Source organism: Allopusillimonas soli (assembly GCF_004153445.1).
Lineage (GTDB): Bacteria > Pseudomonadota > Gammaproteobacteria > Burkholderiales > Burkholderiaceae_B > Allopusillimonas > Allopusillimonas soli.
Genome location: NZ_SDQC01000001.1, coordinates 299,398 through 319,067, shown reverse-complemented (window position 1 = coordinate 319,067; position 19,670 = coordinate 299,398). Strand labels below are relative to the sequence as shown.

The 19,670-nt window shown below is 62.0% G+C and carries 21 protein-coding genes; 18 read left to right on the top strand and 3 right to left on the bottom strand.

Annotation, left to right across the window (positions count from 1 at the left end):
• Positions 1-10: 10 nt before the first annotated feature.
• Genes cheA through flhA form a run of 8 tightly spaced genes read left to right on the top strand, consistent with a single transcriptional unit; the run spans position 11 to position 8,919 of the window.
• On the top strand, positions 11-2,092 hold the full coding sequence (gene cheA / locus ERD78_RS01530) for a chemotaxis protein CheA (protein WP_129967407.1): 2,082 nt from the start codon (positions 11-13) through the stop codon (positions 2,090-2,092).
• 26 nt (positions 2,093-2,118) lie between these two features.
• Positions 2,119-2,619, top strand: a complete 501-nt coding sequence (locus ERD78_RS01525; protein ID WP_129967406.1) for a chemotaxis protein CheW — start codon at positions 2,119-2,121, stop codon at positions 2,617-2,619.
• Positions 2,619-3,455: a CheR family methyltransferase gene (locus tag ERD78_RS01520; RefSeq protein ID WP_129967405.1), complete on the top strand. Its 837-nt coding sequence runs from the start codon at positions 2,619-2,621 to the stop codon at positions 3,453-3,455. The genes ERD78_RS01525 and ERD78_RS01520 overlap by 1 nt, the downstream gene beginning before the upstream one ends.
• Complete coding sequence (locus ERD78_RS01515; RefSeq protein ID WP_129967404.1) at positions 3,455-4,555, top strand: protein-glutamate methylesterase/protein-glutamine glutaminase; 1,101 nt, start codon at positions 3,455-3,457, stop codon at positions 4,553-4,555. The genes ERD78_RS01520 and ERD78_RS01515 overlap by 1 nt, the downstream gene beginning before the upstream one ends.
• A gap of 36 nt (positions 4,556-4,591) precedes the next feature.
• Positions 4,592-4,978 carry a chemotaxis response regulator CheY gene (cheY, locus tag ERD78_RS01510; RefSeq protein WP_129967403.1) on the top strand — a complete coding sequence of 129 codons (387 nt, stop codon included), beginning with the start codon at positions 4,592-4,594 and terminating at the stop codon, positions 4,976-4,978.
• 24 nt (positions 4,979-5,002) lie between these two features.
• Positions 5,003-5,635 carry a protein phosphatase CheZ gene (gene cheZ, locus ERD78_RS01505; protein ID WP_129968280.1) on the top strand — a complete coding sequence of 211 codons (633 nt, stop codon included), beginning with the start codon at positions 5,003-5,005 and terminating at the stop codon, positions 5,633-5,635.
• 15 nt (positions 5,636-5,650) lie between these two features.
• Positions 5,651-6,808, top strand: coding sequence for a flagellar biosynthesis protein FlhB (gene flhB, locus ERD78_RS01500; protein ID WP_129967402.1), 1,158 nt, complete (start codon positions 5,651-5,653; stop codon positions 6,806-6,808).
• Positions 6,805-8,919 carry a flagellar biosynthesis protein FlhA gene (flhA, locus tag ERD78_RS01495; RefSeq protein WP_129967401.1) on the top strand — a complete coding sequence of 705 codons (2,115 nt, stop codon included), beginning with the start codon at positions 6,805-6,807 and terminating at the stop codon, positions 8,917-8,919. Before flhB ends, flhA begins: the two co-directional genes overlap by 4 nt.
• 4 nt (positions 8,920-8,923) lie before the next feature.
• Here flhA and ERD78_RS01490 read toward each other — a convergent pair whose 3' ends face one another.
• The 3 genes from ERD78_RS01490 to flgA all read right to left on the bottom strand — a co-directional run bounded on the left by ERD78_RS01490 (position 8,924) and on the right by flgA (position 10,485).
• Complete coding sequence (locus tag ERD78_RS01490) at positions 8,924-9,397, bottom strand: flagella synthesis protein FlgN (RefSeq protein WP_129967400.1); 474 nt, start codon at positions 9,395-9,397, stop codon at positions 8,924-8,926.
• A gap of 12 nt (positions 9,398-9,409) precedes the next feature.
• A complete protein-coding gene (gene flgM / locus ERD78_RS01485; RefSeq protein ID WP_129967399.1) occupies positions 9,410-9,697 on the bottom strand; it encodes a flagellar biosynthesis anti-sigma factor FlgM in 288 nt (95 codons plus the stop codon).
• Positions 9,698-9,780: 83 nt separating this feature from the next.
• Positions 9,781-10,485: a flagellar basal body P-ring formation chaperone FlgA gene (gene flgA / locus ERD78_RS01480; RefSeq protein WP_129967398.1), complete on the bottom strand. Its 705-nt coding sequence runs from the start codon at positions 10,483-10,485 to the stop codon at positions 9,781-9,783.
• Between the two features lie 177 nt (positions 10,486-10,662).
• Here flgA and flgB point away from each other — a divergent pair, with 177 nt between their 5' ends.
• The 10 genes from flgB (at position 10,663) to flgK (ending at position 19,630) form a co-directional block, all read left to right on the top strand.
• Positions 10,663-11,073: a flagellar basal body rod protein FlgB gene (flgB, locus tag ERD78_RS01475; protein ID WP_129967397.1), complete on the top strand. Its 411-nt coding sequence runs from the start codon at positions 10,663-10,665 to the stop codon at positions 11,071-11,073.
• Positions 11,074-11,095: 22 nt separating this feature from the next.
• Positions 11,096-11,512 carry a flagellar basal body rod protein FlgC gene (gene flgC / locus ERD78_RS01470; protein WP_129967396.1) on the top strand — a complete coding sequence of 139 codons (417 nt, stop codon included), beginning with the start codon at positions 11,096-11,098 and terminating at the stop codon, positions 11,510-11,512.
• 18 nt (positions 11,513-11,530) lie between these two features.
• Positions 11,531-12,214 (top strand): flagellar hook capping FlgD N-terminal domain-containing protein, encoded by a 684-nt coding sequence (locus tag ERD78_RS01465; protein WP_129967395.1) that lies wholly within the window; start codon positions 11,531-11,533, stop codon positions 12,212-12,214.
• A 47-nt stretch (positions 12,215-12,261) separates the two neighbouring features.
• A complete protein-coding gene (gene flgE, locus ERD78_RS01460) occupies positions 12,262-13,479 on the top strand; it encodes a flagellar hook protein FlgE (protein ID WP_129967394.1) in 1,218 nt (405 codons plus the stop codon).
• 10 nt (positions 13,480-13,489) lie between these two features.
• Positions 13,490-14,233, top strand: a complete 744-nt coding sequence (gene flgF, locus ERD78_RS01455; RefSeq protein ID WP_129967393.1) for a flagellar basal-body rod protein FlgF — start codon at positions 13,490-13,492, stop codon at positions 14,231-14,233.
• A 47-nt stretch (positions 14,234-14,280) separates the two neighbouring features.
• Positions 14,281-15,066 (top strand): flagellar basal-body rod protein FlgG, encoded by a 786-nt coding sequence (gene flgG, locus ERD78_RS01450; RefSeq protein ID WP_129967392.1) that lies wholly within the window; start codon positions 14,281-14,283, stop codon positions 15,064-15,066.
• A gap of 80 nt (positions 15,067-15,146) precedes the next feature.
• Positions 15,147-15,788, top strand: coding sequence for a flagellar basal body L-ring protein FlgH (locus ERD78_RS01445; protein ID WP_245152341.1), 642 nt, complete (start codon positions 15,147-15,149; stop codon positions 15,786-15,788).
• Positions 15,789-15,849: 61 nt separating this feature from the next.
• Positions 15,850-16,929 (top strand): flagellar basal body P-ring protein FlgI, encoded by a 1,080-nt coding sequence (locus ERD78_RS01440; protein ID WP_129968279.1) that lies wholly within the window; start codon positions 15,850-15,852, stop codon positions 16,927-16,929.
• Positions 16,930-16,933: 4 nt separating this feature from the next.
• Positions 16,934-17,926 carry a flagellar assembly peptidoglycan hydrolase FlgJ gene (flgJ, locus tag ERD78_RS01435; RefSeq protein ID WP_129967390.1) on the top strand — a complete coding sequence of 331 codons (993 nt, stop codon included), beginning with the start codon at positions 16,934-16,936 and terminating at the stop codon, positions 17,924-17,926.
• A gap of 60 nt (positions 17,927-17,986) precedes the next feature.
• A complete protein-coding gene (gene flgK / locus ERD78_RS01430; RefSeq protein ID WP_129967389.1) occupies positions 17,987-19,630 on the top strand; it encodes a flagellar hook-associated protein FlgK in 1,644 nt (547 codons plus the stop codon).
• Positions 19,631-19,670 lie beyond the last annotated feature (40 nt).

The window sequence follows — 19,670 nt, the reverse complement described above, 5'->3', positions numbered from 1 at the left end:
GGATGCAACTATGAGTGCGGGTGTCGACCTCAGCCAGTTTTTCGATACCTTTTTTGACGAAGCCGAAGAGCTGCTCGCCGACATGGAGCGCCAGCTCATCGAGCTGAATCCCCAGGATCCGGCCATGGATCAGCTGAATGCAATTTTTCGCGCCGCACATTCCATCAAGGGAGGCGCGAGCACATTCGGATGCTTTCAGGCCCTTGCCCAAACCACACACTTGCTTGAGAACGTGCTTGACCTCATCCGCAAGGAAGAAATGCGTCTGAATGAAAACATGGTGGATCTTTTTCTGGAAACCAAGGATGTGCTAACCGATCAAGTCATCGCATACCGCAATACCCAGGAGCCTGATGCCGAAGTGTACGAACGCATCTGTGCCCAGCTGCAGGCCTTGGCCTTGGCCGACGGCGAGAGCGGCCCTCAGCCTGGCGTAGCGCCGGAAGCCAACGGGCGGACGGGCAGGGAGCCCGAGGCGGGAGCGCCGCGCCAGCAACCACTGCAGCCGGTTGGCGCAAAGGCTGACGGCGTCCCAACTGCGGGCCGGGCCTTGCCGTTGTGCGTGCGCATCAGCAGTATCAACACTGCCGATGCCGACGCACTGGTTGCGGAGATGGCATTGCTGGGGACTATTCTTCATCGTGAAAGCAGCGCCGGCGCATTGACACTCTGGCTGGAAACCTCGGCATCGCCCGACGATGTTTCGGCTGTGTGTTGCTTCGTCATCAATGCGGATCAGATACAGACCGGCTACGAGGCAGTGCCCGAGGACAGCGCGCCGCAACAGGTCGGTGGCCAAACCCTGGACGCTGATGTGCGGGAAGACTCGCCGGACGGCACCGGGTCCGCGGCGCGCAACAATGCTTCCGGCGGCACGGTGCGCAAGGCCGCGGAGCAGCCCTATGCGGGTACAGCCTCGGGCGGCACATTGCGCGTGGGTGTGGAGAAGGTCGATCAGATCATCAATCTGGTGGGTGAGTTGGTCATTACGCAGTCCATGCTCGTGCAGACGTCCAGTGCCCTCGATCCCGTCGAACATGACCGCCTGCTCAATGGCATCGAACAGTTGGAGCGCAATGCCCGGGATCTGCAGGAGGCAGTCATGTCCATACGCATGGTGCCAATGGACTACGTGTTCAGCCGCTTTCCCCGCGTGGTGCGGGAAGCCGCCTCCCGGCTGGGAAAACGCATCAGGCTTACAACAAAAGGACAGGCCACGGAGCTCGACAAAAGCCTGATAGAGCGCATCATCGATCCGCTCACGCATCTGGTGCGCAACAGCATAGACCATGGCATCGAACCACCCGAGCGGCGATCCGCGCTTGGCAAGGACCCGGAAGGCAACCTGCTGCTGGCGGCACAGCACCATGGCGGTCAGATCATCATTGAAGTGTCGGATGACGGCGGTGGCCTGGATCGCGAACGCATTCTGCGCAAGGCGCAGTCCCAGGGCATGGCGGTGTCCGAGACCATGTCCGACGAGGACGTCTGGCAACTGATCTTTGCGCCGGGGTTCTCCACTGCCGAGCAGGTCACTGACATTTCCGGCCGCGGTGTGGGCATGGATGTGGTACGGCGCAATATTCAGGCCATGGGCGGCCATATTCAGCTGGCCTCCCGTCCAGGACTGGGTACCACTACGCGCATTATCCTGCCCTTGACGCTGGCCATACTGGATGGCATGTCGGTCGGCGTGGGCGCTGAAACCTTCATTCTGCCCCTGAGCCATGTCACAGAATCCATGCAGCCCTCGGCGGATCAGGTGCACCGCCTGTCCGACGCGGAGCAGATGCTGTTCGTGCGCGGCGAGTACCTGCCGCTTGTGCCGTTGCACGATGTGTTCTCTGTCGAGAATGCGGAGCGTGACATCACGCGCTCCATTGCCGTCATTGTTCAGGCTGAGGATACGCGTTTCGCATTGCAGGTTGATCACCTCATCGGACAGCATCAAGTCGTGGTCAAGAACCTTGAGGCCAATTACCGCAAGATACCCGGGGTGTCGGCCGCAACCATTCTGGGCGACGGCAGTGTTGCGCTTATCGTCGACGTATTTGCGCTCATGCGTTTTACCCGCGACAAGTCCGCGCACTAGCCCGCCCTTACTCATTGGAGTCATTCATGCTCAATACATTGGAAACCAGGCCGGGGCAGGCGGATGCCGGCGGACAGGAGTTCCTGGTGTTCACGCTGGCCGCCCAGGAATACGGCATCGACATTCTCAAGGTGCAGGAAATTCGAGGCTATGACAGCCAGGGCGTTACGCGGATCGCCAATGCGCCTGCCTTCGTGAAGGGCGTCACCAATCTGCGTGGCGTCATTGTTCCTATCGTCGACATGCGCATCAAGTTCAACCTGGAGACGGTGGCGTACGATCACCAGACTGTTGTTGTCATCCTCAACCTTGCCTCCAGAGTGGTCGGCGTTGTGGTCGACGGGGTGTCCGACGTATTGCTGTTGCAGTCCGCGCAAATCAGTGCTGCGCCTCAATTTGGCACTGCGTTCTCCACCGAGTATCTCACCGGCATCGGCACGATAGACGAACGCATGCTGATATTGGTCGACATCGAAAAACTCATGACCAGCGAAGAAATGGCACTGGTCGACAGCGCCGTGCAGTAATGTATTCTCTCCGTGAATCCTCCCTCTTTCATCAGCCTGTCGCCGCGGCTTCGGCGGGGGACTTCGACCGCGCGGCGCGGCTGCTGTACGGCCGTGCTGGCATCCTGCTGGGCGAGCACAAGCGCGAGATGGTCGAGCGCAGGCTGGGCTTGCGCGCCCGTGAGCTTGGCCTTGGACAGGTCTGCGCCTATCTGGATCTGCTTGAACGCGATGCGGGTAGCCCGCACTGGGAAGGATTCATCAACGGATTCACTATCAATCACACGGCCTTTTTTCGCGAATACCATCATTTTCCGGCATTGGCCCGTCATGCCAGGCTGTGCCGTCGCCCCCTTTCGGTCTGGTGCGCCGCTTGCTCGACCGGGGAAGAGGCCTACTCCATTGCGATGACGCTGAATGCGGAGTGCGGCATGACCGAAACTGCAGTGCGCATTACAGCCACCGACATCGATACCCATGCGATAGATCACGCCCGGCAGGGCGTATATGCCATCGAACGCCTGTCAACCTTGCCCGACGGCTATCTGCCGCGCTACTTCCAGCGCGGCGCGGGAAGGCAGGCCGGCATGGCGCGGATCAAGCCGGCCTTGCGCAATATGATCGACTTCCGTGTGGTCAATCTGCTGTCGTCCCAGTGGCCCGAGGGGCCTTTCGATGCCATTTTTTGCCGGAATACCATGATTTACTTCGACAGGCCCACGCAAACCCGCCTTTTGGACCGGTTTGCGCGCGTGCTGAAGCGGGACGGCCTGCTGTTTGCGGGGCATTCCGAAAACTTCACCTACTTGACCGAGGCGTTCAGGCTCAGGGGGCAAACCGTGTACGCGGTGGCCTGATGCCTGCCTGCGATACCGCCCATCGTATTGGCGTTTCAACAGCGGCTCCGCGGAAGATCCGGGTGCTGTGTGTGGATGATTCCGCGCTCGTCCGCGGCATCATGTCGCAAATCATCAACCAGCAGCCGGATATGGAGGTCGTAGCTGTGGCGCCCGACCCGCTGGTGGCACGCGAGCTGATCAAGCGTCACAATCCCGATGTGCTGACACTTGATGTCGAGATGCCCCACATGGATGGCCTGGATTTCCTGGAGCGGCTCATGCGGCTGAGGCCCATGCCTGTCCTGATGGTGTCCTCGCTGACTGACAAAGGCTCGGAAGTCACACTCAGGGCGCTGGAACTCGGAGCCGTCGATTTCATCACCAAGCCCAAGCTTGGCCTGCGCGACGGCCTGCTTGAGTACAGCGAACTCATTGCGGAAAAGCTGCGCGCCGCCGCGCTTGCGCGACCGCGCGCGGGATCGCGTCAGGCCGGTGCGGTGCCGCCCAGACTGCGGATTCCTTTCACCACCACCGAAAAACTGATCCTCATCGGTGCATCGACAGGTGGCACGGAAGCCATACGGCAAGTCCTGCAGCCGTTGCCAGCCAACAGTCCGGCCATTCTCATTACCCAGCATATGCCGGCCGGATTCACGAAGTCCTTCGTGCGTCGACTGGACAGCCTGTGCGCCATGCAAGTGCATGAGGCAGAAGACGGGCAGCGCGTCCTGCCCGGCCATGTCTATCTCGCACCGGGTGGCGTGGCGCATATGAAGCTCGGACGCTCGGGCGCCAACTACGTTGTGTGTCTCGAATACAGCGATCCGGTCAACCGGCACAGACCCTCCGTTGATGTTCTGTTTCATTCGGCGGCCGCATTGGCGGGCAGCAATGCTGTGGGTGTGCTTCTTACGGGGATGGGCAAGGATGGCGCACAGGGACTGCTTGCCATGAAGCAGGCAGGCGCCGTCACCATGGCGCAGGACGAGGCCACCAGCGTGGTTTTTGGCATGCCGCGCGAGGCATTGCACATCGGCGCGACGGACGAAGCTGTGCCGCTGCCTGCCATCGGCGAGCGGGTTTTACAGGCCTGCGGTGCGCGCGGACTGCGCGTGTAAGCGGCGGGCTTTACAGACACTATTGGAGAGCAACAAGTGGTACAGAAAACTATGAAGATCCTGGTGGTGGACGACTTTCCCACCATGCGACGCATCATCAAGAATCTGCTGAAGGATCTCGGCTTCGAGAATGTGGACGAAGCCGAAGACGGCGCAATGGGTCTGGAAAAACTGCGCAATGGCAGTTTCGATTTTGTGGTGTCCGACTGGAACATGCCCAATATGGATGGGCTGCAGATGCTGACGCATATACGCGCCGATGACGCGCTGAAGCATCTTCCCGTGCTTATGGTGACAGCCGAGGCCAAGAAGGAGAACATCATTGCCGCTGCGCAGGCAGGCGCGAACGGCTATGTCGTCAAGCCTTTCACCGCAGCCACGCTTGAGGAAAAACTGAACAAGATTTTTGAGAAACTGGGTTGAGGGGGGCATATGGGCACTATGGATATGGCGGCCAGCCAGGATGGGAACATCAATGTGGCGCCCGAGCTCATCCACCGTATTGCGTCCCTGACGCGCATGCTGCGCCAAAGCATGCGGGAACTGGGACTGGATGAGGCGATCAAGGAGGCGGCGCATGCCATCCCCGATGCGCGCGACCGGTTGCGCTATGTGGCGAGCAAAACAGAAGAGGCGGCCAATCGGGTATTGAATGCGGCCGAGCGCATACAGCCGCTGCAGGATCAATTGGGCGGCCGGGCGGGGGCATTGGATGCGCGATGGCAGGCCTGGTTCGATGCGCCCATCGAATTGCAGGAGGCGCGCGGCCTGGTCGACGACACGCGCGCTTATCTGGGTGATGTGGGGCGGCACACTCGCGAAACGCAGGGACAGGTGATGGAGATCATCATGGCGCAGGACTTTCAGGATCTAACGGGGCAGGTTATTACCCGCATGCTGAATGTGGTGTCCGCCATCGAGACCGAACTCGTGCAGGTGCTGCTCGACAATGTTCCTCAGGAGCGCCGCGAGGAAGCCTCCTCGCTGCTGAATGGCCCCGAGGTCAATCCGGAAGGCAAGGCCGATGTCATCACCAGCCAGGGGCAGGTGGACGATCTGCTGGCCAGTCTCGGATTCTAGGACCGGCGGGACGGCATGGCCGAAGATAGCGACCTGGAGAAAACCGAACCCGCCTCGCCGAGGCGCCTGGAGAAGGCGCGCGAAGAGGGGCAGGTTGCGCGTTCGCGCGAGCTGACCACATTCTTGCTGCTGGCAGCGGGCGTGACGGGCCTCTGGCTGGGTGGGGCAGCCTTGTACCGCACGTTGACGGACATTATCCGCGCGGGAATGTGGTTCGATCCCGGCGTGACGCGCGACACGGCTGTCATGCTCACGGTGGCCGCCCAGGCGGCGGAGCACGCGCTGCGCGCCATGTTGCCGCTTTTTGTGCTGTTTATATTGGTTGCCATGCTCTCTTCGGTACTGCTGGGTGGCCTGGTGTTCTCCGGCAAGGCGCTGGAGCCCAAGTTCGAGCGCCTGGATCCGCTGAAAGGCATCGCGCGCATGTTTTCCGGCCAGACCATGGTGGAGTTGATCAAGACGTTGGCAAAGGCCGCGGTAATCGGCACCGTGGCGGTGCTGGTGATCATGCACTACCAGGCCAGGATGCTGGTCCTGATGCATGCGCCGCCGCATGAGGCGCTGGCTTCCGGACTTACGCTTGTTGCCTTGTGCTGTGCCTTGATCGTTGCCGGACTGTTGCTGATCGTGCTCATTGATGCGCCTTGGCAGTTGTACAGCCATATGAAGAAGCTGCGCATGTCACGTGAGGATGTCAGGCAAGAGCACAAGGAAAGTGAAGGCGACCCCCAGATCAAGGGGCGCCTGCGCCAGCAGCAGCGAGCCATGGCGCGCCGGCGCATGATGGCCCAGGTTCCGCAGGCGGATGTGGTGGTGACCAATCCCACGCACTATGCGGTTGCCCTGAGCTATCAGGAAAACGGCGCCGGTACGGCGCCTGTCGTCATCGCGAAGGGGGCGGGGCCGATAGCGGCGCGCATCCGGGAGCTGGCGGGGCAGCACCATGTGCCGATGCTCAGCGCGCCGCCGCTGGCCCGCGCGCTGTATCACCATGTGGAGCTTGGCCAGGAGATTCCGGCGGCGCTGTATTCCGCCGTTGCCGAGGTGCTGGCATGGGTTTTTCAATTGCGCAGCTGGCGCGACGGATATGCCTCCGAGCCGCGCCAGCCCCACGATGTACAAATTCCGGCAGGCCTCGATCCCACGCCAGACGCACACACTGAAACGCCATGAACGGATTACTCGCATTGCTCAAGGACAACGGCGCGGGCCAAGCGCGATTGCTCGCTGGCCCCATTTTGATTCTCATGGTCCTGGCCATGATGATTCTGCCGCTGCCGCCATTTATCCTGGACCTGCTCTTTACGTTCAATATTTCCCTGTCCGTGATGATCCTGCTGGTGGCCATGTTTACCAGAAAGCCGCTGGACTTTGCCGCGTTCCCCGCTGTGCTCCTTTTCGCCACGCTGCTGAGGCTGGCGCTGAACGTTGCATCCACGCGCGTGGTGCTGCTGCACGGCCACAAGGGGCCAGACGCCGCCGGCCATGTGATTGAGGCCTTCGGGCACTTTCTTGTGGGCGGGAATTTCGCGGTCGGCATCGTCGTGTTTGTGATTCTGGTCATCATTAATTTTGTGGTGATTACCAAGGGTGCGGGGCGCATCGCGGAGGTCGGCGCGCGCTTTACATTGGACGCCATGCCGGGCAAGCAGATGGCAATAGACGCGGATCTGAATGCGGGCCTTATCGGTGAGGACGAGGCGCGCAGGCGGCGTGCCGAGGTGGGGCAGGAGGCCGAGTTCTATGGCTCGATGGATGGGGCCAGCAAATTCGTGCGCGGCGACGCCGTGGCGGGGCTGCTGATCATGGTCATCAACATCATCGGCGGACTGGTGATAGGCGTGGCGCAGCACGGTTTGGGTTTCGGCGATGCGGGGCGTGTCTACACGCTGCTGACCATAGGCGATGGACTGGTGGCGCAGATTCCTGCGCTGGTCATATCGACGGCCGCCGGCGTGGTGGTGTCGCGGGTGGCAACCGACCAGGACGTGGGCCAGCAAATGGTCAGTCAGTTGTTTGCCAACGCCAATGTGCTGTTTATCACGGCCGGCATCATGGCCGCCATGGGACTTATTCCCAACATGCCCCATGTGGCCTTTCTGCTGCTGGCCGCAGCGCTGGCGGGAGGCGGCTGGCTGCTGCGTCAGCGCCAACGTGCCCAGGAGGAAGCCGCCGCCAGGGAACCCGCCCAGACGCAGGCGGCCGCAGAGGCCGCCGCGGCCGAAGCGAGCTGGGAGGATGTATCCATGGTGGACCCGCTTGGGCTGGAAGTGGGGTATCGCCTGATTTCACTTGTTGACCATGCGCAGAATGGCGACCTGCTTCACCGCATACGCAGCCTGCGCAAGAAGTTTGCGCAGGATGTCGGCTTTCTGCCTCCGGTCGTTCATATACGCGACAATCTGGAGCTCAAGCCCAACGACTACCGCATTCTGTTGTCCGGTGTGGAGATCGGCAAGGGTTCGGTCACGCCCGGCCAATGGCTCGCGATAGATCCCGGCGGAGCCGGCGCACAGCTGCCGGGAACCGCCACGACGGATCCGGCATTCGGCCTGCCCGCGGTCTGGATAGATGTGGCGATGCGCGAAGAGGCGCAGATTGCCGGATATACGGTGGTGGATGCGAGCACAGTCATTGCCACGCATCTCAATCATCTCATGCATCGTTTTGGAGCGCGGTTGCTGGGACGTCAGGAAGTGCAGCAGCTGATCGACCATATTGGCCGCGATGCGCCGCGCCTGGTTGAAGACCTTGTTCCCAAGACGATTTCCCTCACGCAGTTGCACACGCTGCTGCGCGGCCTGCTCGAGGAGGACGTACCGATACGGGACATGCGCAGCATCATCGAGGTCGTGGCAGAGCATGCGCCGCGCCTGATAGCCCAGGAAACGCCGGGGACGGGGCTGGATACGGCTGAGTTGCTTGCGCGCGTGCGGGTTGCGCTGGGGCGCGCGATTACCCAGCATTGGTTTCCAGGACACGGCGAGCTGCATGTGATCGGTCTGGACGGACAGCTTGAGCGCGTGCTGATACAGGCATGGACCACCAGCGGTGCATTGGAGCCAGGCCTGGCGGAGGCGGTGGTGCAGGGTGCTCAGCGCGCCATTGCGGCGCAGGATGTGGCGGGCGAGCCCACAGTGCTGGTGGTGCCGCCGGTGCTGCGGGCCGCGATGGCGCGATTCCTGCGCCATCATTTTCCTCAGTTGGGTGTGCTATCCAGCGCCGAAATCCCGGAGGACCGCGTGTTGCGCATGACCGCAACCATAGGCCGTGGCCAGGGATGACCGGTCAGCCGGCCCGAAACCGCGATGACGCGGCAGCCGCGGGATTGCTGTGGCCCTTGGCATCGTACAGTGTATCGTTGCCTAGCAAACGATGCAGTTCCTGGAGAGCCAGGGTATTGCGGCGGTGGAGCAGGGCGATGAGCCGCCCGTTGTCGGCGTTGATGCTCGCGGCCTGGCTGGCAAGATCGTACAAGCCCAGGCTGGCTTCGCGCAGGTGGGGATAGTCGACCATGGCCTGATCAAGGCCGGCACGCCCGCTCGCGTAACCCGCCTCGGCAAGCGACCGTTCCCGCGTGCTGTCGAGATCCGATAATTGCTGGGCCAGCGACAGTTTGCGATCGGCCAATACATCCAGCCCTTCCAGGGTGCGCCCCGCAGCCAGAAGGCTGGCTTCGTCCCGAAGCACCGAAACGAAATCGGGTAAAAGCGCTGTCTGCGCCCGCAAGATGTGTTTCAGGCGTTCGATGGCATTGGGCATGGGCGGAGAATATTATCGGAGCAATTCGCGTACGCTGGCCAGCAGGCCATCGGCGATGCGGCTGGGGTCCATGGTGAGTTTTCCATTTGCAATGGCCTCACGCAACGCCTGCACGCGCGCCATATCAATGTCGCCGCTGCCGTCCTGAAGAACGGCCAGATTGCGCCCCGCGCTACTGAAGGCCACCGCGCTGCCGGGGGAGCCGCCGACACCTGTCGCGCCGGAGGCCGCGCCATGGCCGCGGCGTGGCTGGATGGAGTCGGAGCCGGGCGGGGCGGGCTGGAATGGTGCAATCTTCAAGGACGCTCTCCGCGGGCAAATGAATGGAAGGGCTTGCTCATGATGTATCTGTAACGGCAGCTCGGCGGCGAACTTTAGCCGAGCTACATCGCGACGCGCACAGTATGGGCGTCGATGACGGTACCGCTGATGATCTCGCCTGAACTTGCCTTGACCTGTATGATCGCGCCCGGAGGCCCGCTTTCCAGGGCCTGTCCTTCACCCGTGGCGACGAAACCGCGCCCGCGCGCCTCCGTGCGGACCCGCTGGCCGCGCTGAATGGCGTCCGGATCGCGCAGCATTCGTGTCTTCACTGGCGAGCCGGCGCCAATGCGCTGTGCGGCCACGTAGCCCACCGCCTGGGCGGGATCAAGCACGACGCCGCGGGGCAGGCGCAGGATATTGCCCTGGCGCTCCTCAAGATCGGAGCGCCCCAGCGTTTCGCCTGCCTGGATGCTGCGGCCGGCGACATAGTAGCTGCCCTGGACGCTGACGCTGGCCTGCACATAAGTGGTCCAGGAGGGCTGCATGCAGCGCACGCCCACCGTCATGCGCGGCCGCAGATGCTGCGCGCCGGATGTGAACAATTGCAGCCGGCCGCAGGCGCCATACCGTCCGACGCGAGGCGCTTGGACGGCGATGTGCACCTTGTCGGGCGAGCCGCCGGCCTGCTCCAGCAGAAACCTGTGCACCCTGGCCGCCACGATGGCGGGGTCCTGAGAGGCGTGGCCGCTGGGAACGCCGGCTGCCAGCGCTGCGCAGAGCGGCGCCGCGGCAAGAGGCAGAATGAGAAGAGAACGCCTGAACATGACAGCATTCTATAAAGAGGGGTGGCTGGTGCATCACGGGAACTGACCATGTAATGACAGCTTGTTTTGACGTTTGCACTGTTGGGCACGCAATTACCATGATGCCATGTGTAGGAGGGTACCGTTCGCGGCCCCGCCATCGCGGCGGCAGCCGCTGAACAGAAACAGGTAGGCCGCATGATCAATCGCGCAGGCAACGACTTCGACTTTTACAAACAGGCCATAGGGCTGCGCCAGCACCGCCAGGAGGTGCTGGCTGCCAATATCGCCAATGCGGATACCCCCAATTACAAGGCACGCGATTTCGATTTCTCAGCTGCCTTGCGCGCGGCGACGGGCGCCGACGGCCTGCGGTTGCCGGATACGGCATTGTCCCTGACCTCGCCACGCCACATCCCCGGCAAGGCCGCCACGCCGGACGCCGAACGCCTGTTATACAGGCAGCCGCTGCAGCCCAGCCTGGACGGCAATACCGTCGACATGGACGTCGAGCGCGTCCAGTTTGCGGACAACACGCTCCGCTACCAGACGGATCTCACCATCATCTCCCAGCGCATCAAGGCCATGATGGCTGCGATGCAGCCCTGACCGAAAGACGGGGAGCGCATACATGTCCACACTCAGTATTTTTCAGATTGCCGGATCCGCGCTGACGGCGCAGTCGCAGCGCATGAACGTAACCGCCAGCAACCTGGCCAACGCCGATAGCGCCGTGGGGCCCGATGGGCAGCCCTACCGGGCGCGCGAGGTTGTTTTCCAGATGACGCCGCCACCCGGGCAGACGCATCTGACCGCTGTCGGCGGCGTGCGCGTGGCCGCCGTGCGTGAAAGCGAGGCGCCGGCACGCCTCCAATATGACCCGGGTAATCCGTTGGCCAATGCCGATGGCTATGTCGCCATGCCCAATGTCGATGTCGTTGCCGAGACCGTCAACATGATTTCCGCGTCGCGATCCTATCAGGCCAATGTGGAAGTGATCAATACGGCCAAGAGCCTGATGATGCGCACGCTGTCCATCGGGCAGTAATTCTGGGGAAGCCTTCGAATGACAACCGTCAACCAGACAGACAGTTCAACCTCTTATGCACTGGCCCAGGCCCGGGCGAACACAGCCAGCGCCGTGGATGACGTCCAGGATCGTTTCCTGACCTTGCTGGTTACGCAGTTGCAGAACCAGGATCCACTGAATCCCATGGACAACGCTGAAGTGACCTCGCAAATGGCGCAGCTGTCCACCGTGAGCGGCATCAATCAGCTCAACAATACGTTGCTGGCGCTTTCAGGGCAGATGGATGTATCGCAGTCCATGCAGGCCGCCAACCTCATCGGCAAGGGCGTGCTCGTGCCGGGCAGCAAGATCGCGCTGGGCGGCGAAGGAGATCAGCGCGAAGCCACGCCATTTGGCGTCGATTTGATTGCACCGGCCGACAGTGTGGTCGTGACGGTCATGGACGCGGCCGGCAAGGCGGTGCGACAGATTGATCTGGGGCCGCAGGCTGCCGGTGTGCTGTCGGTGACATGGGATGGCACAGGCGATGGCGGCCTTGCGTTGCCCGATGGCGCATATACGGCCAAAGTCACCGCCACGAACGAGGACGGCTCGGCGGTGTCGGCCAGTGCGCTGACTTATGGCGTGGTGTCGAGCGTGGCTTATTCCTCCAACGGCCTGCAGCTTGATCTTGGCCTTGCGGGCAATTACTCCCTGCTGGATATCCGGAAGATCATGTAGCGTCCGCGCACGGCTTCCAGCTTCAAAATTTACAGACGAGGTTTATCATGGGTTTCGGACAAGGGTTGAGCGGCTTGAACGCCGCTGCGCAGTCACTGGATGTCATTGGCAACAATATCGCGAACTCCGGTACGGTGGGCTTCAAGGCTGCATCGGCCACGTTTGCCGATGTCTATGCCAATTCGCGTGTCGGGCTCGGAACCCAGGTTGCCAGCATCAACCAGCGGTTCACCATAGGCACGGTTTCGGGCACGGGCAATCCCTTCGATCTGGCCATCGATGGCGCAAAGGGCCTGTTTCGCATTGTTGATCCGAGCGGCAGTGTGCTCTACACGCGAAACGGACAGTTTCACGCCGACAAGAACAGCTATATCGTCAATGCGCAGGGCCAGCGCCTTACGGGCTACTTGAATGGCTCGACCACGCCCGAACCCATTATGGTGCCCTCGGGCAACATCGCACCGTCAGCCACATCGGTCATCACGACGAAGATCAATGCGGATGCCGATGCCGACGTCATACCGGCCGCGACGGTATTTGACCCGGCCAATGCGGACTCCTATTCGCATACTTTTCCCATCAATGTCTACGACAGCCTGGGCAACTCGTATCAGGTCAACCAGTATTTTGTGAAACGGGCCGGCACTGGCACGCAGAGCAACTGGAGCGTCTATTACCGCATGGAAGGGCAGCCGCTGCCGGCGCCGCATGGCGATGCCAACCCCACGCAGTTGTCCTTCGACCAGGGCGGGCGGCTTATAGCGCCCACGGCGCCAGTGCCCTTCAATGTGCCCAATATGGGCGGCACCAACTCGCCCGCCAGGAATCTGCAGTTCACGATCAATTATGCGGGCAGTACGCAGTTCGGAGGTGGCTTTACCTACGATTTTCACCAGAACGGCTACGGCACCGGCGAGTATGCCAGCATGTCGATTGCCGCCGATGGTTCCATTGTGGCCAGCTACACCAATGGCGAGACCCAGTCGCTGGGGACGCTGGTGCTGGCCGACTTTGCCAACCTGCAAGGACTCAAGCCGGTGGGCGGTAATGCCTGGGCGGAAACATCGGAATCCGGCCAGCCGATACTTGGCCAGCCCGGCGCCAATGGCATGGCGGCCATCAAGGGCCAGGCCGTCGAAGAATCCAATGTGGACATGAGCCAGGAGCTGGTGAACATGATTATTGCCCAGCGCACGTATCAGGCCAATGCACAGACGATCAAGACACAGGATCAGGTGCTTCAGACCCTGATCAACATGCGCTAGGCCCGTCGACATGGACCGCATGATCTACACGGCTGCCTCAGGCGCTGCCCGGGTGCTGGAGCAGCAGGCCGTCATCAGCAACAATCTCGCCAATATCGGCACCACCGGATTTCGCGAACAGATGTCCATCTACAGATCGGTACCTCTGTTGAGCGAAGCTGGCATGCCCACCCGGGTGTCCACCGTGGCTTCCACGCCGGGCAGCGATATGGGCCAGGGCGTTATGGTCGAGACCGGCAAGGCGCTGGATGCGGCCATCAGCGGGCAAGGGTGGTTCAGCGTATGGACTCCCCAGGGCGAAGCCTATACGCGCGCTGGCGACTTCGGCGTGAACGAGCAAGGACAACTGGTAACGCGGCAGGGCCTGCCGGTGCTGTCCGAGGATGGCGTGCCGATGGAAATACCGGAGCGCGGCGCTGTCACTTTCTCCGGCGACGGGCGGGTTACGGTGCTTGGCGCGGGCGACAGGCCCAACGACCTGCAGGTGATTGGGCGCCTGAAACTGGTGAATCCGACCGAGGACGAGCTGGTTCGCGGCGACGACGGCCTCTTTCGCATGCGCACCCCGCAGCCTGTGCAGGCTGACCCGCAGGTGCGCATCATCCCGGGCTTCATCGAGAAGAGCAATGTGAATGCCGCCGAAGCCATGGTGGGCATGATAGCCAATGCGCGCAAATTCGAAATGCAGATGAAAGTCATACAGGATGCGGGCACCAACGCCGAACGCGCCAACAGCATTCTTTCCGCGGGCTGAGCGCTGATGCACGTCAGCGTGGCCCCTATCTGAACCAAGGATATTCAATGATACGTTCTCTCTGGATTGCCAAGACCGGCCTGGAGTCGCAGCAAACCAACATGGATGTGATCTCCAATAATCTGGCCAATGTCAACACGGCTGGCTTCAAGCGAAGCCGGGCCGTTTTCGAGGATTTGATGTACCAGACACTGCGCCAGCCCGGCGCCCAGGTTGGCGCGGCGAATCAGCTGCCGTCCGGCCTGCAGATCGGCACGGGTGTGCGCACGGTCGCCACGGAGCGCATTCACGCTCAGGGCAATCTCAAGGATACGGGCAACAGCATGGACATCGCGATACAGGGAAGGGGCTTCCTGCAGGTGGAAATGCCGGATGGCAGCTTTGCCTATACGCGCGACGGCAGTCTTCAGGTCGATCAGAACGGGCAGCTCGTGACGGCCGGCGGATATGTAATCCAGCCGCCCATCAATATCCCCGACAACGCCCTGAGCCTGACGATTGCGCGCGATGGCACGGTATCGGTGACCCAGCCTGGCGCGGCGGGCATCAATGTCGAGATCGGCCAGTTGCAGCTCAGCACATTCATCAATCCCGCCGGCCTGCAGAGCGCGGGGGAGAACCTGTATGTGGAGACCGACGCCTCGGGTCCGGCCAACTTTGCCCAGCCCGGGCTGGATGGCGCGGGGCTTGTGCTGCAGCAGTACACGGAGACATCCAATGTGAACGTGGCCGAAGAGCTCGTTAACATGATCACCACGCAGCGCGCCTACGAAATGAACAGCAAGGCCGTGCAGACATCGGATCAGATGCTGGCCCGCCTGACGCAGCTTTGATGACATCATCCAACCGCCAGCATCGCCTGCGCTCGGCGCTGGCACGCGTTGTCCGCATCGGAGGCGTCACCCTGGCGGCCATGCTGCACGGCTGCGCGCTGATACCACCCGATCCGGTCGTCACGGGGCCTCTCACCGCGCCGCCGCCGATGCGCGGGCTGCCGCCTGCGGAACCCAACGGCGCCATTTATCAGCCCACTGCCTATGGGAACTACCCTTTGTTCGAAGACCGACGGCCGCGCAACATCGGCGATATTGTCACGGTCGTCATCGAGGAAAAGACCAATGCGGCCAAGAATGTGCAAACAACTACCGATCGCAGCGGCGACGCCGATTTCGGCGTCGGCCTGAACCCGTCGGTGCTGCCGAAGGAGCTGGGCGCCAAACAGCAGTTCGATCTGTCCGGCGGAAACTCAGCGAGTGGCAAGGGGTCGTCCCGGGCCGACAATATGTTCAAAGGTACGCTGACCACCACAGTGATCGATGTGCTGCCCAATGGCAACCTGCGCATTGCCGGCGATAAGCAGATTGCCATCAATCGGGGCAGCGAGTACATACGTTTTTCGGGTGTGGTGGATCCACGCTCGATAACCGGCGCCAATACCGTGTCGTCCACGCAGGTGGCCGATGCCCGCATTGAATTCCGCAGCAAGGGCACCATGGATGAAGTGCAGAACATGGGCTGGCTGCAGCGCATCTTCCTGAATCTTTCTCCGTTCTGACATGAGCAAGCCATTGTTTTCAAGTGATCGCGGTCTGGCCATCCGTCGGGTTTTGCTGTTCATGGCGATTTTCGTGCTGGCCTGGAGTCCCGCGCTGGCTGAGCGCGTCAAGGACATCGCCTCCATCCAGGGGGTGCGCGAGAATCAATTGATCGGCTACGGGCTGGTGGTGGGCCTGGACGGCAGCGGCGATCAGGTGAGGCAGTCGCCGTTTACGCAGCAGAGCCTGACCAATATGCTCTCCCAGTTGGGCGTGACCATACCGCAAGGCAGCAACATGCAGGTCAAGAATGTGGCGGCGGTGATCGTGACGGCGACGCTGCCGGCCTTTGCCAGGCCAGGGCAGAGCGTAGATGTGGTGGTGTCCTCCATGGGCAACGCCAAGAGCCTGCGCGGCGGTACGCTATTGATGACGCCACTCAAGGGCGCCAACGGCCAGGTCTATGCCATAGCCCAAGGCAATCTGCTGGTGGGCGGCGCCGGGGCGCAGGCGGGCGGCTCCAGTGTTCAGGTAAACCAGCTGAATGGCGGCATCATTCCGGATGGCGCCATCGTCGAACGCGGCGTTCCCACTGTTTATGCGCGCGACGGCATCATCAGGCTGGAGTTGAATACCACGGATTTCGGGGCCGCGCAAAGCGTTGTCAATGCCGTGAATCGCCGCTTTGGCCGGGACACAGCGCAGGCGCTCGACGGCCGCGTCATTCGGATTCAAGGTCCGTTGGACGAATCCGCCCAGACCGCCTTTCTGTCCAGCGTGCAGAATCTGCAGATCAAGCTGCCGCCAGCCAGGGCGCGGGTCGTCATCAACGCGCGCACCGGCTCGGTTGTGATGAACCGCAGCGTCACGATAGATGAAGCGGCCATTGCCTACGGCAATTTGTCCGTGGTTATCAGCCGCGACGCGCAGGTCAGCCAGCCCGACACCCCTTTCGGCGGCGGACAGACTGTCGTGACGCAGAGCACAGAGATCGAGATGCGTTCCGACAGCGGCAGCCTGCGGCGCCTGAGCACCAGCGCCAATCTGTCGGATGTGGTGCGCGCGCTGAATTCCCTGGGCGCCACGCCGCAGGATCTTCTTTCCATTCTGCAGAACTTGAAGGCCGCAGGCGCGCTCAAGGCGGACCTGGAGGTGATCTGACGCCATGGCATTCGTACGCTATATTCCTCGCCCCGCCGAGCAGGCGTCAACATTGGATTTCAGCAACCTGGACAGGCTCAAGCGAGGCCTGTACAAATCGGATGGCCGTGCCGAAGCGGCCCAGGCAGAGGTGGCACATCAGTTCGAGGCACTCTTTCTGCAGCAGCTGCTCAAGCAGGCACGCCAGGCGTCGGGCCCGGATACGCTGTTCGACAGCGCGCAGACACGCATGGCGCAAAGCCTGCGCGATGAGCAGATGGCGTCGGCGCTGGCAACGCCAGGCATAGGCCTGGCGCAGGCATTGCTCGATCAGATGCAGGGCCACAATCAGGCAGTTGCGAACGAGGATGCCGGCTCCCCACCCGAGCTGGCGGCATCGCGCCTGCCTGCACTGCGCTCGCGCATTGGCGACGAGGCGCGCCAGTATGTGGCATCTTCCATCACCGCCCTGCTTGGAAAGCTGACAAGCCATTCCGTTGCCGATGACATCATTGGCGCGATCGAAGGCGCGCCTCGCCACATCCGTGATTTCGTTTCAAGCATGGCGGATGCGGCTCGCAGCGCGGCGCGGGAAAGCGGGCTGCCAGAGAAACTTGTGTTGAGCCAGGCGGCGCTGGAATCGGGTTGGGGAAAGCGGGAAATACGCCGCGAGGACGGCAGCACGACCTATAACCTGTTTGGCATCAAGGCGGGCGGAAACTGGCATGGCAAGGTGGTGGAGATCATGACAACCGAGTATCGCGACGGCGTGCCGGTGAAGATCAGGCAGCCTTTCCGCGCCTACGACTCCTACGCAGAATCCTTCGCCGACTATGCCCGGCTCATCAGCGGAAACAGCCGCTACAGTGCCGTGGCCGCGTCAGGATCGGCCGAGGAGGCGGCGCGCCGCATTCAGGAGGCCGGCTATGCCACTGATCCTGCCTATGCCAGCAAGTTGATCTCCATCATGGGCTATTTCGAGACCGCCAGCGGCGCAGGTGGGCGTGAATCAGCCTAAACATCCGGCCTGTATTGCCGTAAAGACCATACAGGTCACGTTCAACCAGCGGATAACTCCATGAATCTAGCCAATCTGGGTCTTGCAGGCATCACTGTGGCGCAGAATCGCCTGCAGACGGCCGGACACAACATCAATAACGCCGCGACAGACGGCTACAATCGCCAATCCGTACTGGTTGCCACGGCGGGCGCCAGCCCGACCGCCGGCGGATACATAGGGCGGGGCGTGCAGGCCGTCACGGTACAGCGTGCCTACGACAGTTTTCTTTCCCGCCAATTGGTCGCCGCCCAGTCAGCTGGTGCCGCCAGCCTCAGCTATGGCACAGAGATCAAGCAGATCAACAACCTGCTTGCCGACCGCAGCGTGGGTATTGCTCCCGCCCTGCAGAAATTCTTCGATGGCATGCAGGCGGTTGCTTCGGCGCCGGCGGACAGCGCAGCGCGGCAGGAGCTCCTGGGCCGTGCCGCGGGGCTTGTTTCGCAGCTCAACGACACAAGCCGCTTCCTGGACGAGCAGCGCGGCAATATCAATACGCAACTCAGCACCGTTGTCACCCAGATCAACAGCTATGCCGAGCGTATTCGCGACCTGAACCAGCAGATCACATCGGCTCGCGCGGGCACCACCGGCCACGAGCCGAACGATCTGCTCGATCAGCGCGACCAGCTGGTCAGCGAACTGAATCAGCTTGTGGATGTGCGAACGGTAGAGCAGGACGGTGTATTCAACCTCACCGTGGGCAGCGGACAGGTGCTGCTGGGCGGAGATACGGTCTATCCTCTCTCCGCTCAACCATCCGCCGCAGATCCGGCGCGGACAGTCATTGCTTATTCGGTCCAGGGGCCTGGGGGCAGCCTGATTCATGCGGAGATGGACGAGGACCGCATTCGCGGCGGCAAGCTGGGCGGCCTGCTGGACTACCGGCGCGAAGCATTGGACACGGTGCAAAACCAGCTGGGCCGTCTTGCGGTTGGCCTGGCCACCGCCATCAACACGGCCCATGCCACCGGGGTGGATCTGGCGGGCGAGCCCGGCGAGGACTTTTTCTCCCTGGCGCCGGCCAAGGTCATTCCGCAGCAAGGCAATGCCGGTACCGCAACGCTGACTGCAACCATAGACGATGCCAACGCACTGACGGCACAGGATTATGTCGTGGCGCGCACTGCCACCGGCTACACAGTCACCCGCATTCCGGGAGGCACCCCTACCGAGTTGACAGGTAACAGCGGCGTGATAGATGGGGTGGCTTTCGATTTCTCCGGTGGTCCGGCCGCGGTCGGTGACAGTTGGGTGGTGCAGCCTGTGCGCGAGGCGGCAGCCGGCATCGGCCTGGCCATCAGCGATCCGGCGGCCATTGCGGCGGCAGCACCCGGTACGGGCACGGCCAACGGCGATGTGGCCCTGGAGATGGCGCAGTTGCAGACCACCAAGGTTCTTGGCAATGGCAGCATGAGCCTGAACGAGTCCTTCTCGCAGATCGTGAATAAGGTTGGCGTGCTGACGCAGCAGAACGCAACCGAAGCCAACGCCCAGTCCGCGCTCATCAAGCAAAACTACGAAGCGCAACAGGCCGTATCCGGCGTGAACCTCAATGAAGAGTACATCAATTTGCAGCGTTTCCAGGAGCAATTCCAGGCCTCGGCGCGCCTCATTGACGTCAGCGGCGCGCTGTTTGACACGCTATTGGGCCTGCGCGGCTGAGCCGTCCGCCGGACGCGCCCGCAATCACCAGGATAATCAT

What these genes read in the sequence shown, in the direction of transcription:
- flgC (WP_129967396.1), top strand. Translation starts at nt 11,096, where the DNA reads ATGTCCACACTCAGTATTTTTCAGATTGCCGGATCCGCGCTGACGGCG.
- ERD78_RS01490 (WP_129967400.1), bottom strand. Translation starts at nt 9,397, where the DNA reads ATGCCCAATGCCATCGAACGCCTGAAACACATCTTGCGGGCGCAGACA.
- flgG (WP_129967392.1), top strand. Translation starts at nt 14,281, where the DNA reads ATGATACGTTCTCTCTGGATTGCCAAGACCGGCCTGGAGTCGCAGCAA.
- flgK (WP_129967389.1), top strand. Translation starts at nt 17,987, where the DNA reads ATGAATCTAGCCAATCTGGGTCTTGCAGGCATCACTGTGGCGCAGAAT.
- ERD78_RS01520 (WP_129967405.1), top strand. Translation starts at nt 2,619, where the DNA reads ATGTATTCTCTCCGTGAATCCTCCCTCTTTCATCAGCCTGTCGCCGCG.
- flhB (WP_129967402.1), top strand. Translation starts at nt 5,651, where the DNA reads ATGGCCGAAGATAGCGACCTGGAGAAAACCGAACCCGCCTCGCCGAGG.
- flgF (WP_129967393.1), top strand. Translation starts at nt 13,490, where the DNA reads ATGGACCGCATGATCTACACGGCTGCCTCAGGCGCTGCCCGGGTGCTG.
- flgB (WP_129967397.1), top strand. Translation starts at nt 10,663, where the DNA reads ATGATCAATCGCGCAGGCAACGACTTCGACTTTTACAAACAGGCCATA.
- flhA (WP_129967401.1), top strand. Translation starts at nt 6,805, where the DNA reads ATGAACGGATTACTCGCATTGCTCAAGGACAACGGCGCGGGCCAAGCG.
- ERD78_RS01525 (WP_129967406.1), top strand. Translation starts at nt 2,119, where the DNA reads ATGCTCAATACATTGGAAACCAGGCCGGGGCAGGCGGATGCCGGCGGA.
- flgJ (WP_129967390.1), top strand. Translation starts at nt 16,934, where the DNA reads ATGGCATTCGTACGCTATATTCCTCGCCCCGCCGAGCAGGCGTCAACA.
- cheZ (WP_129968280.1), top strand. Translation starts at nt 5,003, where the DNA reads ATGGCGGCCAGCCAGGATGGGAACATCAATGTGGCGCCCGAGCTCATC.
- flgE (WP_129967394.1), top strand. Translation starts at nt 12,262, where the DNA reads ATGGGTTTCGGACAAGGGTTGAGCGGCTTGAACGCCGCTGCGCAGTCA.
- flgA (WP_129967398.1), bottom strand. Translation starts at nt 10,485, where the DNA reads ATGTTCAGGCGTTCTCTTCTCATTCTGCCTCTTGCCGCGGCGCCGCTC.
- ERD78_RS01440 (WP_129968279.1), top strand. Translation starts at nt 15,850, where the DNA reads ATGGCGATTTTCGTGCTGGCCTGGAGTCCCGCGCTGGCTGAGCGCGTC.
- ERD78_RS01465 (WP_129967395.1), top strand. Translation starts at nt 11,531, where the DNA reads ATGACAACCGTCAACCAGACAGACAGTTCAACCTCTTATGCACTGGCC.
- ERD78_RS01445 (WP_245152341.1), top strand. Translation starts at nt 15,147, where the DNA reads ATGCTGCACGGCTGCGCGCTGATACCACCCGATCCGGTCGTCACGGGG.
- ERD78_RS01515 (WP_129967404.1), top strand. Translation starts at nt 3,455, where the DNA reads ATGCCTGCCTGCGATACCGCCCATCGTATTGGCGTTTCAACAGCGGCT.
- cheA (WP_129967407.1), top strand. Translation starts at nt 11, where the DNA reads ATGAGTGCGGGTGTCGACCTCAGCCAGTTTTTCGATACCTTTTTTGAC.